The organism is Sphingobacterium faecale (assembly GCF_016746095.1).
Classification (GTDB): domain Bacteria; phylum Bacteroidota; class Bacteroidia; order Sphingobacteriales; family Sphingobacteriaceae; genus Sphingobacterium; species Sphingobacterium faecale.
In genome coordinates, this window is sequence record NZ_JAERTY010000021.1 from 1 (window position 1) to 14,464 (window position 14,464).

General features: G+C 34.1%; 15 protein-coding genes. 5 read left to right on the forward strand and 10 right to left on the reverse strand.

Going from position 1 to position 14,464, the window contains the following annotated elements:
• The coding region (locus JKG61_RS23030; protein WP_237249588.1) for a hypothetical protein at window positions 1-198 on the forward strand (198 nt) is incomplete at its 5' end.
• Here the strand turns inward: JKG61_RS23030 and JKG61_RS22490 are convergent.
• The 9 genes from JKG61_RS22490 to JKG61_RS22530 form a co-directional block, all read right to left on the reverse strand.
• Complete coding sequence (locus tag JKG61_RS22490) at window positions 185-448, reverse strand: hypothetical protein (RefSeq protein WP_202105259.1); 264 nt, start codon at window positions 446-448, stop codon at window positions 185-187. The genes JKG61_RS23030 and JKG61_RS22490 overlap by 14 nt on opposite strands.
• A 60-nt stretch (window positions 449-508) precedes the next feature.
• Window positions 509-772, reverse strand: coding sequence for a hypothetical protein (locus tag JKG61_RS22495; protein WP_202105260.1), 264 nt, complete (start codon window positions 770-772; stop codon window positions 509-511).
• Window positions 773-1,156: 384 nt separating this feature from the next.
• A complete protein-coding gene (locus JKG61_RS22500) occupies window positions 1,157-3,175 on the reverse strand; it encodes an ATP-binding protein (RefSeq protein ID WP_202105261.1) in 2,019 nt (672 codons plus the stop codon).
• The gene (locus JKG61_RS22505; RefSeq protein ID WP_237249589.1) at window positions 3,172-4,785 is read right to left on the reverse strand and encodes an SIR2 family protein; all 1,614 of its coding nucleotides are present in this window, start codon (window positions 4,783-4,785) and stop codon (window positions 3,172-3,174) included. The genes JKG61_RS22500 and JKG61_RS22505 overlap by 4 nt, the downstream gene beginning before the upstream one ends.
• A gap of 13 nt (window positions 4,786-4,798) precedes the next feature.
• Window positions 4,799-6,589, reverse strand: a complete 1,791-nt coding sequence (locus JKG61_RS22510) for a P-loop NTPase fold protein (RefSeq protein WP_202105262.1) — start codon at window positions 6,587-6,589, stop codon at window positions 4,799-4,801.
• Between the two features lie 25 nt (window positions 6,590-6,614).
• Window positions 6,615-9,044 (reverse strand): UvrD-helicase domain-containing protein, encoded by a 2,430-nt coding sequence (locus JKG61_RS22515; protein WP_202105263.1) that lies wholly within the window; start codon window positions 9,042-9,044, stop codon window positions 6,615-6,617.
• A 75-nt stretch (window positions 9,045-9,119) separates the two neighbouring features.
• On the reverse strand, window positions 9,120-10,658 hold the full coding sequence (locus JKG61_RS22520; RefSeq protein WP_202105264.1) for an AAA family ATPase: 1,539 nt from the start codon (window positions 10,656-10,658) through the stop codon (window positions 9,120-9,122).
• A 6-nt stretch (window positions 10,659-10,664) separates the two neighbouring features.
• A complete protein-coding gene (locus JKG61_RS22525; protein ID WP_202105265.1) occupies window positions 10,665-11,522 on the reverse strand; it encodes a hypothetical protein in 858 nt (285 codons plus the stop codon).
• Between the two features lie 144 nt (window positions 11,523-11,666).
• Complete coding sequence (locus JKG61_RS22530) at window positions 11,667-11,852, reverse strand: hypothetical protein (RefSeq protein ID WP_202105266.1); 186 nt, start codon at window positions 11,850-11,852, stop codon at window positions 11,667-11,669.
• 268 nt (window positions 11,853-12,120) lie between these two features.
• Here JKG61_RS22530 and JKG61_RS22535 point away from each other — a divergent pair, with 268 nt between their 5' ends.
• From JKG61_RS22535 to JKG61_RS22550, 4 genes are all read left to right on the forward strand, one after another.
• Window positions 12,121-12,276, forward strand: a complete 156-nt coding sequence (locus tag JKG61_RS22535) for a hypothetical protein (protein WP_202105267.1) — start codon at window positions 12,121-12,123, stop codon at window positions 12,274-12,276.
• A gap of 159 nt (window positions 12,277-12,435) precedes the next feature.
• Window positions 12,436-12,903: a hypothetical protein gene (locus JKG61_RS22540; RefSeq protein ID WP_202105268.1), complete on the forward strand. Its 468-nt coding sequence runs from the start codon at window positions 12,436-12,438 to the stop codon at window positions 12,901-12,903.
• Window positions 12,904-12,915: 12 nt separating this feature from the next.
• Window positions 12,916-13,425: a hypothetical protein gene (locus JKG61_RS22545; protein WP_202105269.1), complete on the forward strand. Its 510-nt coding sequence runs from the start codon at window positions 12,916-12,918 to the stop codon at window positions 13,423-13,425.
• Window positions 13,426-13,684: 259 nt separating this feature from the next.
• Window positions 13,685-13,855, forward strand: coding sequence for a hypothetical protein (locus JKG61_RS22550; RefSeq protein WP_202105270.1), 171 nt, complete (start codon window positions 13,685-13,687; stop codon window positions 13,853-13,855).
• 139 nt (window positions 13,856-13,994) lie between these two features.
• Here JKG61_RS22550 and JKG61_RS22555 read toward each other — a convergent pair.
• A partial coding sequence (locus JKG61_RS22555; RefSeq protein ID WP_202105271.1) for a PD-(D/E)XK nuclease family transposase occupies window positions 13,995-14,464 on the reverse strand: 470 nt, incomplete at its 5' end.

The following is a 14,464-nucleotide window of genomic DNA, read 5'->3' on the forward strand; positions in this document are numbered from 1 at the left end:
AGTTTAAAAGACCCTCAACTTATAACTAGGCTGCTGAAAATTTACACCAAAGTGGTGTGTTTTGCAGCGGAATCACTGGTGTACTTTGGAGCGGAATGGTGGTGTAATATAGTGCGGAATATGCAAAGATTAAATGCTAATGTAACTTTCATTAGTATTTATGTCTTATTTTTCCAAATTGATATTATTTTTCATTAAGTACAAAATTAAATTCGCCTGGTTCTGTATTCAATTTGGGATTATTTAGGCCTGAGTGCCATCCTTTTATATTATACTCATTTGCAAGTTTATCTCTAAGTTTGATAAACAGTTTTCTATAAGTCTTTTCATCATTCTGAATTAATTCAACTGGTATTATTTCAAAATTTTCATTTAAACCAATTGGATATCTTGCAGTTGATAATCCTATGTGTGTTAATTTATTTAATAGTATTTCTTCTCTAGTCAATAATTTCAAATTAGCGTTAGTTGCTAAATAGTGTAAATCATGAGATTTAATTTCTTTTTTTTAAATACCTGAATTTACATAGTCAGGATTTCTTAGCACTAATATGCCCTTAACTAAATTTTCAAGGGCAAATGTCATTAATAGATAAATAGATTTACCACAAAAATGTCTTTTAATTATTTTTGAATCTAAGTGATAAGATTCAATGTTATAAGCTTTATCTTTGATTGATAAAAGTTCAATAATAACTTGGTCAAGTTCTAATGCTGTTTGAAACCAATTTTCAGGACTTGAATAATAAACAAAAACTTCCTTGTTGTTCAACTTTGTATAATGTTTGTTAAAATTAGAATTAAAGTTTTGGCGTGGGCGACAGTAGCAGAATAGAAAGCACAAACTTTATATATTGTTCAAATGTAGCCTTGAGTCCTTTAATTTTCATTGAATATAAAGAAAGTAAATACATTACTTATTTTCACTGTTGACGCTCTTTTGCAAAGAGTGATTTTACAGATTCAATAATCAAAGGAAAGTGACGTTGAAATCTTGATTTTGGCATACCTTCTAACTCAGCCGGATAGATTTGAAAAACATCTAGAAAGCGAAAATGACGTGTTAAGGGGATCTTTGTGAAAACAACTGATTTATAAAACTTATGCATACCTAAATTATTTATAGATTATATTTAAATCTGACTACTTCATTTTACTATTTTCCAAACCTATCCTGTAGGCTTTTAAGCATATGATTTGTTATTGGTCTTTTTGATGTACCTTGCATTTCTTGACAAAAGGCCATGATAAAATCCTTCTCTTTAAACCAATTCACACTGATTTCGTTATTATCACTTTTAGGTTTTGGATTTGCCTCATTAACTTTAAATGTAGTAGGTAAGTTAACTGCATGTCCAAAAATCAAAGCATGTTGCGTAGGTATAGATGGCAACCTTTTCAATATCGTTTCTGAAATATGAGGAGTTATCTGTCTGATATGGGATAAGTCTTCAGGGTTTTGGATCCTATGTACTATAAAATTACTGCATTGTGAAAGGACAGTTTTAGATAACTCACTAGGTCTTTGTGAAGATACCAGTAAGAACATACCGTACTTTCTTCCTTCTTTAGCTATTCTTTCAAAAATTCGATTTGCATCACCAAATACCTTCCCTGCATCAGTAGAGATATACCTATGAGCTTCTTCCAAAACAAGGTTTACAGGAAAAACATTTCGAGGTTTTGCAGTTTTTAAACGTTCGAAAATTAGTCTTGAAAGAACACAAGAAACTACCTCAACAGTTTCATCATTTGCGGAATTCAAGTCTATAATGATAACCTGAGATTTCTTCTTATTCTCATCAATTCCCAAAAACTGATTGAGGTAAGCTGAGATATCTATATCCTCAGTGTTAGTTGTCAAGAAGCGAAAGTCATCTCTTTCCTTAACGCTCTTAAATCTGGTAACCATTGAGGAACAATAATCACGTATCTGCTGATTACCATGATATTCCTCATATAAGGTAGCTGTTTCCATAGCTAGCTCTAAGTCCTGAAATTCAAATTTATCGGAGTTATATTTGAGATCTATAACTATGTCTTCTTTGATAAACGAGCGCACGGAGGTCTTGAACGCTTCCTCTGCACCACTGTTTGGAAAATTCCCAAATCTGGCATCAAAAGTTGAAAAGTTAACTTGAGGATCAAAACGGGCTTTTTCAATAAGTGAAATTATCCGTTGTCTTTTCGCCACAGCACTTTCCCAGTGTTCAAAAACGTACATTATACTACAGGCATAAATATGGTGAAGTGCTTCAATAGAGAGATTTTGAGTAAATCCTAACGCATTTCTCAATAAAGGCAACTGGGTCCTTTCGCTAGCCTTTAGCAATAGTGCCCATTCATCAATATTCAGAAACCAATGGGGTAAAACAAACTTCTGAAATGTGTCGTCTGTTTCTTCAGAATCAATTGTAAAGTTTTTAACCTCTATATTAATGTTGTACGTATTAACCTTTTCAAAGGCCTGCTTATACTCTCCATTGACATCAAAAAAAATAAATGTACTTCCTGTCGCGCTATATTCTTCTAGCTTATACAAGGTCTGTAGCATTGATGCTATTGTACACGATTTACCGCTTCCAGTATTACCTAACACTGCTGAGTGACTTCCAAAAAACCTATCAATATCAATCTTAACATCGTAATCGGGAAAAATAGAAGACTTTCCAATAGACAACGATATGTATCTATCTTTACACGAGCAATTGTCATCAGTACACTTTTCTGTATTTTGGCAACTTTTCTGCTTTACTATCTCCGTTTTGAAAATGGTATCTAATTCCGATTCCTTTATATACAAAACATCAGAATACAAAGTTGGATAGACACTGACACCAAATTCAAAATTAGAAAGGTTATCTTTTCCTGATCTGATAGTTCCTATTGGTAGCACCTCAAGGAACTTTCCTGCTTGAATTTTACTCAATATTTGATCTGTAGGATTAGAAAATGGCACATTTAAATCCTTTTCTCTCACACCAGCTACCTCTGCTACTATGTAATAGTTCTGATAGGGAACTATTACGTAACTATTCAATTGAGCAAAATAATGAATATCATCAAACCCACTAACGTTAAAATTGTCTAAACCGCTTAACATCTCTACAGAGAACCTATCTGAGTTGATAGCTACGACTTTACCAATTACCCTTTGCTTATCTTCTTTGGTCATTTCAATAAATCTTTAAGGTTGTTTAATGTCGTTTCCATTTTCCTATCCAAATCTTCGGCAGTCAGGTCAGGCATTACTTCATTTACAAATCTTTCAAAATAATGAAGTGGAGTTGATGACTTATCTTCTCCACCAATAATCCAAATTCTTGGGTCATTCAACTTCAATAGCTTTCCAATAGCATTATTATCATTAGGCTTCCCAACAACAATCAACCTAAAAGAAGGAATCGTGAATGCTTGAAAAATAAGATTATTGATATGTTCATCACTAAAGCTATAACCAAGAGTTACCAGTATATTATTATTTTGCATTAGTTTCTTCTGAAACTCCCTAAACAAATCTGAATAAGGACTACCCAAGCTCGCGTTATATTTTAAGGGAGTTGGATGTATCATAATGTTTTCTTTGTCTTTCAACAATTCAAACGTAGGGTCCTGAATTTCTTTGACTTTAAATAATTTAGTATCTCCTTCTTCTTCTATCCAATTTACTGATCCATGAATTTTATATAAGTAAAAGAAATTATCTATCACACTCCATTTTGATTGTGAAAGATCCATTTTTTCAGCCAAGGCGTAATTAAAAATGGCTGGATTAAAGAACTTACTGATACCGCCAGTAAAACCGTTTACATAATGTATACCCAATAAATCCATAGCTCGTTCCGAATACAAATCATAATTTGTAGTGAAGATATTCAATCGAGGTAATGTGGAGTTTCTAGCAAGTAACTTCCTATAAAACAATTTATAGAGTTCAATTAATGGATCGTCTAGACTTTTTTGTCCCTTATCCGTCTTTGAGTTATTTTCATTCAGACATTTTTGCAAGATAAAATTTCTAGCCTCTAGAATAATAAATTCTATTTTCTCGAAATCAGTCAACGCCCAAAAATTATATAATGGATATTCCTTAAAACAGCTTCTTACATTATTCATTGCTTTATCTTTATCTTCATCGAGCAATATGTTCGAATGGTAAAAAGACAAGCTATGTAGCGTTGATAAGAAAACTTCGAGATTAGTTTTGAAAACTTCACTTTCTACATCTATTTTAAGGTGGCTCTTTAGCCATTCTTTTTTTTCTTTGAAGTCTTCAGAATTGTAAAACTCGATCGCCATAGGGGCCATTATCGGGATACCTAGTTGCTCTGGTTTATTTACTGTTGAATCATCATCTGTTATTGGTACTGATTGATTTGACACCGTCTCACTTATTTCGCCAACACCAATAGAGGAAGCTACGCTAGCATCTTTTATATCATTAATCGGTGCCTCTGGCACTTCAGTTTGACTAGGTGCAGTTCCGAGTGGTCCCGCTCTATCATCTGGCTTAGATCCATTTTTAACTTCTGCATCAATACTGTTTGACTCCACTGACCGATCAATAACAAGTTTTTCATTTTCAATACTAGCGATCTTGGTCATATAAGAAGAACACCCACTACCCAGAAGAAAAGACAAGTTTTTATTATCAAGAACCTTTAAAAAGGTTTCCTGTATTTTTTCTATATCAAACTCTCCTTCTTTTTCATTGTCTTTTGAGTCTCTATTCTTCTTTTTAGTTTCAAGAATATTCTCATTCCCTTTGTAAAAAAACAATCCCATATATGTAAGTATTTTATGAAAGTATGCTAATAGCTTCAATAAGAATTTTATTTAATTGATTCAAATTGAACTGTTTGACTCCTGTAGGCTTTTGATCAATTATAGCATCCTTAATCTTGCCTTCTAGATCAATTAAGAATGCATTATCTTTTGCCAAAAAATCCTTTATATTGCTAATTGTGCAATATCGCTCATGGATAAGGTTACACAATAATGCAAGGCATTTGTTCTCTGTGAGCAATAAACACGAAAAAAGGTCTTCTACTTTAATATTACTAACAAGCAACGAGTTGTGTCTATATTCCTCAAATAATGCTCTCAATGACTCTGTATCACCTTCGATAAGGGATTTATTTACTCGTTGATTGATACTTTCCTGTCCCTTGGCTAATATTTCGTTATGGAGATCTACTACTTTTGATTTCACCAATTCCGTCTCAGAGTTTTCCTTTTTGAAATGGATCATATTTCCGAAGTGATCTTTGTTAATCTCTTTTCTCTGTTTCGCAATATTCAATCCTCGGTCAACTACTGCGTTAATATCCTTATATGTCAAAGACGTCAAACCATGGTCCGAAAAATAGAAATAGAAATCTGCAAACTGAGCATATTCGTATATACTAAAAACTCCATTTTCAGCACTTCTCTTTACACGATTGAGTAATTCAGTGAATCGTTCTTCAGATAACCTCCTGAAATTATAAGTTATTAGCTCATTGAATTCTTGTTGTTCAATAGTAGCATTCAGTTTCTTTCGGTCTTGTAATTCGTTATTAAATTCATCCTTATCTAAATAACCAGAAAGTATGTATCTATAAAGTGATGTGTAGAAAGTAAAGTCATATCTTTCTGACAACGAAAATCTCCTACAAAATGATCGTGCGTACATTTTCGATGCATCGACCTCACTATCCTCTGCTTTCAAATCGAATATCACATCACTTAAAGCATTCAAACCTTTATAGTCGTGGTAATCACTTGAAACAAGTCGTCCTTCCTTGAAATCAATTGCTATCAGTAGGACAAATTCTAAAACTTCCTTTAAAATGATTTCATCTTCAAGTTCTTCAAGTGGCGTAAAAAGCTTCTCTATGATATCCAAATAGAAGAATATGGTTCTGAGATTTTGTAATTTGGTAGTATGAAATTGTGAAAGTATATAGCCGTTGTACTTTAAAAGAAAGCTTTTGTATTTTTTATTATTTTCATAAGCTGTAAGTAACGAGATTAGAATACTTGATAAGTCCTGTTCGAAATTTAATACCCTCCCAATAAGTTTTTCTTTGATGTCAGAATAATTATTGTCAGTAGAATCAATTTTACTTTCATCTGAAAGAATTAGAATCTTAGCTCCTCGATGTTCAGCTAAATTGTTTAGATATCCTAGTAATTGTCTTAAAGGTATATCACATCTTTCTAGATCGTCAAAACATAATATTTTGTTCTCGAAAGGAACAAAGTTTACAACCGTATCAGAAAGAAGACTTTCAGCTGAACGATTTACGAATATACTTGATATTGTACTTAAGACCTTTTCTCCTACCTTGATTGTTTTTCGAATCTCTTTATTATCCGTCTTCACAAAAAGACTCACAAGTAGCGCTTGTTCCAACGCAGCAACTGTTGACAATCCATTTAATGATATATAGTAGGGTTTAAATTCAGCTAACTTTATAATCGGCTCCAGTTCCTGCTTATAAAAATAGGTCTTTCCACTCCCCCACTCTCCGTTTATAAGTAGTGCGTTCTTTGAGTTTGATTTTAAATAATCGTCAAATATTTTTTTTATAAATCTTGGTTCCATTCAGGCTTTTAGGCATTAGTTTTGTTTACTTAATATACCTTACATTTTTATTATTTAAGGCATATTGACTCAATAACTTCCCTAATTCAGATTCACTATTTTCAATTTGAATATACAGAGAATCCATTGCTCGTGTTAATGCCATTAGTATCCAGTTTATTGCATATTTTCTTTTTCTTGCCTCAGAATTACTAAAAATATCTTCTAACATAAATTTATCAGCATCCTCTTCCTGATATTTTGAATAAAAAAATGAATCTAGACTAAAGCAATAAACAGACCATGCTTCAAGTCCACGACAAGACTCATAGTATAAGGTTCTAATCTCATTGTACGATGGTACAGGAAGCTTATCCGTACCACGATAAGTACCATCCCATAGCATAAAACCTTCAGATTCTAATTGGGATTTAATTCTCCATTCTACACGTTTCTTTGCCTTAGAAAATTCTACATTATTATATTCATTAATGCTAAGATTGGAAGTAATCTGATCTGAATAATTATTCGACACACTTTTTCTAACATTATTCGAATCTAACAGTATTAGCCCTCCTTCATAAGGCTTGAAGCCCAAAGCTGTATATTGTTCTGCTTTGTATTTTAAAACACCCTTAAAATTATTTTCAAAACCGCTAGAGCTATCAATTATTATTTCACCTTCATCATCCGATTTCTCTGCTTCCAAATGATAAGGCAGGTCATAATGATTAGCTAAAAAATTACAAAGATCAACTATGCTTTTTTTCATACGATATGATTTCCCACTTTTAGTAAATCTTTTATGCGATAATTTGCTTGACTCATTTATAGTCCAATTGCATAATTCCTTATGGCGAATCAACTGTTCAAGCCCTCCGCTTGCTACTACAATATTTTCCGAACCAAATATTTTAATTAATATTTCCTTTTCGATCCTAGCACAATCTTGAGCTTCATCCAATATCAAAATTCTATTCCAGCGAAAGGATCTGAATTTTTTAAGATTATATTCCTTAAAACCCTCTTTCGTAATGACAGTCTTATTATTTTCTTTCTCTAAATAGCGATCGCGCAGTCCCCCCTTATCATAGGTAAATAACTCTACTTTGTCTTTGATCCCAAAGGCCTCATAAAATCCATCAGGATCATCTAGCAGAGCCTTAAGCTTGGTTAAAACATCGTAATAATCAGCTAAAAATATTTCATTAGCAGCTATTTCAGAAAGTTTAATCCTGATCCTTTCAAAGTAAAGTGCTCCTAAATTACTATAGGCTTTCGCTGAAATAACACTCTTACTCTCGTAATAACAAAAATTCATAAAGTTAATACCAAATTCTTTTAACTCTATGTTCCAATCATTCTGCTGTATCCTTTCCTTTTCCTTTTTGAAATCCTCCTTGACTTTGATATTTACAATATCTACAAAATCATACACGGTACGCATTTTCAACTGTAACCCCGTTGTCAATTCACGAATACGCTGTGCAGATATGACATTTAGCAAATTCGAATTTCTACATAAGCGATAGAAAAAGGAATGAAGTGTGCTAATTCCGCACGACTTTAAAGGTTTAGTATCTTTATAATTGTTATCAAAGGATTTAACCAACATAGTAATATCATATGCTAACAGCTTATTATATGTGAGATACAGCACATTCTTATCGCCTTTAATAGTTTCTATTAGCAAATGCGTCAAGTCAGAAGTCTTACCTGACCCCGCCTTCCCCTCTATCAAGATTAAATGATTACCTACATAAGACTGTATATTTTCCAATCGGGGACTATTCTTAGTGATACGATCGAGCTTTCTCTTGGTCAAATAGCCATACTTACTATCCTCAGCAGCTCGTTCGATAATTCTATATACACCTATATCAAACAAATTAAAGTTGTCCCTCCAAGCTTTATATGAAGAAAGCATTCCATGATCAATTTCCTTAAAGTACTCAAGAAGTATCCCGAAGTCAAATTGGTCCGCAATAATGTGATGTTCTGTATAAGCTCTTAATCGTTTACTTTCAATAAAGATAAGAGGAAACAATAAAAACTTCTCATGATCGCTTTCAATGCTTTTTTTCAAATAATCTGCAAGAGCATATTTAGAGTTCATGATAAATTCACTATAATCCAATTGATGATCTTCAGTATATATCCCCCCCGTATCAATTTCAAGACTTGACTCTTTAAAATTCGTTACAAACTTAATCGGCACAACAAGATTGTACAAATAAGTACTTTTGCCATCCTCATGAGTTTTCACACGGACATAATTTTTGTCAGCTTTTTCGATAGCTATAAAAAGCACGATATCGTAATAAGCCCCACTAGTGAGTGCTATAGGAAATTTATTAAAGATAAAAACCTTAAAACTCGTACAACTACCCTTTATAGCATTCAATACAGAAGCGCTAAAGTCGTCATAATTTAAATGGCTATTTCTACCATTAATGGCAACAATTCTTTCATCCATAAAATAGGAATTACTAAAAACGTAAATTACATATGAACATAATCTATACCTGACTCCTTCAAAAGAAAAGTAATCTTATTTTTCTAAATCAGATTTGCTCAAAAACTCAACAAATATTTTCTTAATGTCTTTATTCAGATCTCTCATATTATGATATTTATTAACATCAATACGTTTATGAAAAAAGTCAAGAAGATTACTTTCTAATTCTTCAGTTTTACCCAAAGCTATTTTTCGAATAATACTTTTTGCTCGAAATTCGAGATATTTTTGCTTATCCTGTGATTCCAATACAGTGAACATGCCTTTATAATCAAACCGTGATCTTAATTCTGGTGAAATTCTTTTGGGAAAGTCCTCTTTACTAATATTGGAAGTAAAAATTATAATAAATCCATTTAGATCCATTTCCTCTCCCAAAGAGTTTGTCATCTTACCACTCTCAAGGACATCTAAAAAATAATTGAATAAGGCTGCGTTGGACTTTTCAAACTCATCTATTAAAAGAATACCGATATCGGTATCTCTAACCTTCATAAAGATCTCCCCATCATCACTACCTATATACCCTCTAGCGCTACCAATCAGGGAACTCAATGAAAACTCATTGCTATAATTACCAAAGTTTATCTTAGCTAGCCGTTTAGTCCCTCCCAAGCAGTTAAATATAGCACGAGCTACTTCTGTCTTACCAACACCAGAATCCCCCATAAGAAATAAGGATAGTATCTTATGCTCTCGTATTTTATTAAAGACCCTAAAAGTATTAACTAAATCTTCAAAATCATCTTTAAACTTGGGATGTCCATATAAACGTTCTCTAAATGCAGTAAAAAAAGATTTTAATTCATCGTGGGGCAGATCGGTGATTAGCTTGTGTTTCTTAGCTTCAACAAGCTTCTCATTAGAAAGTAAAACATCAGAACTATCTATCAAATGGCTTTCGTGAATTCCTTGAAATTTATTAAAAAGGAATCTCAACTCATACTGTAGCTTTGCCTTTCTACTTTCGTCACATATATATACGACTTGGTTTGGAAACTCGTAGATAACTTTCTCGGCAACTGACTGAATACTCGAATAACCCGTCAGGCAAGAAATATCAATTATCATTGAATCAGCCTCTAGTAACTCTATCAACTCGTTTTGAGAAATATATTTTGATATACTCTCAATCGTAAAATTCTTTTTATGTAAAAGAGCTTCCAAGCTCGAGTACTCATTATTAGAGTAAAAAGTTAATGTCCTATTATTGCCTGATGGAATATTAGGCTTCTCATCGTCTTCCTCATAATCAAGATATTCTGAAAAACTCTCTACAGGTTCAGTAAACACATAGCGTAAATCATAAGACATGGAAGACCATTTCTCTTCTTCACAAACAAAAGAGTTGTCGTCGTCAAATCTATCTAATACATTCTCAGCGATTGATTGCTTATCAGGAAATCCTGAAAGGGAAGAAATATCGATTGCATCTATCGGCAAATAACACTCAATCTTATCAATGTTATAAATAAATCTCGTTAATGAAACAATAGAGGTCCCTTCGGATTCCTTTTCCTCCTTAAACCTATAGAAGTCTCTTTTTTTGTAGAGTACTATTTGCTTTCCCATAAACAACTACTTGCCTTTTATATTGACATTCTGCACTATGGCTAAAAGATCAATATAATGATAGTCACTACTATCACCAGAACTCTTGAAGCTCACAAAGTCTTTATGGGTATCAATAGGATAATGGCTTTCTTGGATTTCCTCTTCTTCATTAGGCTTGGTCTTTTGAATAAAATTCTGAAGCTCTCCCAATTCTTGAAAATACTGGAATGAATTTTTGAGCTGATCAATCTTAATCTTCCCTTTATACAAACCAACTATAGAAACTCTCCCCACAAATAAGTCGTCAACACCGTAAGAACTCTCGAACTCGCTTTCAAATGTTAGAGGGATTTTTATCAAGAGCTTACCTGAATCCCCAAGCACCTCTCCTTTTATCTTGTATGCATAATCTTTAAACATAGAATTAAATATACCATTGATATCAAAACCATTAGTCCCAGGTATCATCATGTCTTTCAAAGCTCCGCTATTAATGAATTTCACAATCCTGAGTTCGTCTTCATTCTCTAGCGACAGATTAATATTATCCAATTTTATCAATTCACCTTCCTCTAGATTATCAAAGTCCTTGACAGTACGGCAGTTTCTCACTACCTCATCTAGTATAACTGATTTAGTCGTTTTGATTTCAAACGTTTCGATTACCTTTTTAGCCCCGGCTCCCTTTACACTTCCACCTCCATCAACATCGCCAAACTTGAAAATATCTAAAATATTTAAACCAAGTTTGGCTTTTAAATGCGCTTCCCCCTCAATCTTCTTATCACTTTCAACTTCCTTTTGTACTGAAATCATATTATCCAACATCATTTTTATTTCGTACACCTTTGGTAAGTTGATATAGTATATATTAAAAATCATAACTAATACTGTTTATTAATCTGCATCTTATTATGCCCTTAAGCTGATTGTTCTACTTCATCCATTTCCTCAATTTTCATCATCTAAAGGCTAACTTCAAATAAGGAGAGCCTGCACAAAACAACTGGGATGAATATAGTTTTTTTAACCATCTGCATTCTCAATGATCAGTGCTTTGTAGTTGGGATAACCATACAGCTGAAGCGTCTTGGCATTATACCATAGCAATCCCACTACCATCGGCCAGCTCCAAAAGATCCATGAAATGAGAAAAGAAAGTATAAAGGGACTATTGAGGCTTAGATTAATAGATTTCAACAGGTCATTCATAAATTCATGCAGTTCGTATATTCTGTTTGGCTTCTCCTAAAATAATCAAAACTTATTGAGTAATCCAACTCTGTTCAACAAATTATTGCACAAAGGTCATATCTTATCTTTTATCTCCTTTACGGGAACCCGTAATATCCTGTATTATATTATCATTAAAATTGACAATATTGTAAAGTGGATTGTAATTGTATTCAAAAACAATTGATTTCATGAGGTTTATTATATAGCTTTAGGTGAATCATTAACCGAATCAAATACGGATATTATGGAATACAAAGTAGTGCCCTCTGTTGCATCTATAGACCACAAGAGTGGGACTTCGGATCACGTAGCTCAACAATTAATAAACCAAGGTGCTGCCGATGGTTGGGAATATATACGTTTGGAAAGCGTCACTACATTCGTAAGCCCTCTAAACTAACTTATGTGCAAATCTCCAATATCGGGGAGCTAGACAAGACTGTACTGATAGAAAAATACAAGGGAAAGGAACCAAAACTAGTGACTAAAAAAGACGTTACCGCTTTGGCAATCAAAATGAATAAAATATGGAATACCTATCGAAATTAAGATATAAATTATGAACTGGTTTCCTATACATATCCTTATCAAGGATCTTTCTTTTCTGATCTTCTACCTGACGATAATGAAGTATAATCTGACCAATGAGACATTTCTCCCTGAGACTGTAGCATCGTTTCCAAATGCTACAAGCATAAGTTTCCTAGAGATGATACAGGCTTCATTATTTTATAATATAATACCTATCGTGGTTAGTTTAGGGGTGTACTATCCTATTGTTCGATTGGGAAAGCTGTTAATTAAGCACAACGGTAAACTGCAACTTATAGCAACTGGTTTTGCGCTAACACTGATCACACCTATTGCCTATTTGATGATGGGAGGTTATGATATCACTGCTCCCAAAAAAGCTGAGTTGCTTGCCTGGTTCTTAAATTTTGTGTTTTCGATCTCTATATATTACTTATTGAATAGTAAGAGTAACGAAATAGAAGTATCAAAGGCTAGTGATGTATCGGATAACTAAAGTTTTATAAAATTGGACTGGGGATATATATCTAAACATTGGATCGGTACGCTGGTGCTAGCTCCTATCCTGTCGCAGATTATAAAGGATATGGGAACAATCCATCGTGATAAAACTATCGGATTGTTCGAAATGTTGCCGGAGGCTTTACAGGCAGGTATGATGCTCTCCCTACCAACGCTGTTGCTTTATCTTTTTGTCTATCATATAGCGGCTGAGTCTACACTAAAGACGATATGGGTAAAGCTGATCGTAATTTTGTGGACTACGATAGGTATTTGTCTGACACTGTATCTGCTGGACTCTGGGCTTATCTTGCCTATAGGTTCCTATTATATCATTGCTAGCGCTGTCTGCGGCTTGCTGCTTAAGATGAAGCGGATGCCGAAGGAGGAGGAGGATTCTCAGGGCAAAAACATAGACCTTGTATTTGAATATATCGACCGCCTGGAGAATAAACTAGATAAGCCTCCCCTACCTGAACGTGATAAAATCGGCTATAAGGTAGGGAAAGAGGGATAAAAGATAGCTGAGGCTGACGGGGCTTTTTCAATCCTGATGAGTTGTCGTAGCTGACGCTGATTGATGCCTGTAATCTTCTCTAAAGCTGCATTGGTGAAGATGCCCCCTACCTATCTCTGTGCTACCATGATAAGGAACTGGATAGGTCTTCCCACCCTTCTCATAAATGTAATGAGGGAGTGAGGTTATTATTTAACAGGGACTTGTCATTAAATTTCAATTTTATAGCTGATCAAACTTAATATAAAAGAGTAGCCGTATGGATTTTATCGCTTTTGTGAAAGAAAGCGGTATCACGGAGAAGGACCTGTCAGGATCGGCCATATGGCAGGTGGGACTGAAAGATGGTATCTACCTGGGGATACTGAAAGAGGACGGCTCGGTGCTGGACTGGGAGTTTATAAACAGATTTTGCGGTAATCGGGATTAGAAAGATGGCTGTGGACTCAACTGATAGCTAGCTTCAGAAGATTCTTGACTAATAGGCTATTATGAGGGATGCTAGGCAGCATAATAGAAAAAGCTGAACGTGATGTTCAGCTTCTTTGTATTTATGATCCTGAGGGTATCTATTTCAGGTGTTCTATTTCTTCGATACGGAGACCTGTAGCTTTCGCTATTTTGTCTAAAGGTATATCCATATTCTTCAGATTCAAAGCGGTCTCAAGGGCTTTTTTACGTTCACCTTCAGCCATTGCCTCCTTTTTTGCAAAAGCAATTGTATTGTTATAGTCTCTCTTCCGATCTAAGCTAGATATGTATGCCATCTGTTCTGCAGGCGATAAGTTCGCCACCTCTCCTACCTCAAAGATACAAGAGAATATTCTTTTGTCCAAATAGTTAGGTAACTCATCGATCTCGTTGAGATGCTTCATCAGGTACATCCACTGATCCATAATGGTTGATAGTTCGGTCTTTGACTTATTAAAATTGGGCAATACGAGCATCTTGTAGCTCAGCTTTTCATAGAGAACCTCTTGGTCAAACTGATCAACGATCTTGGCGCTGTAGTAGTACTTGGCATTATTGGCCTTATCCA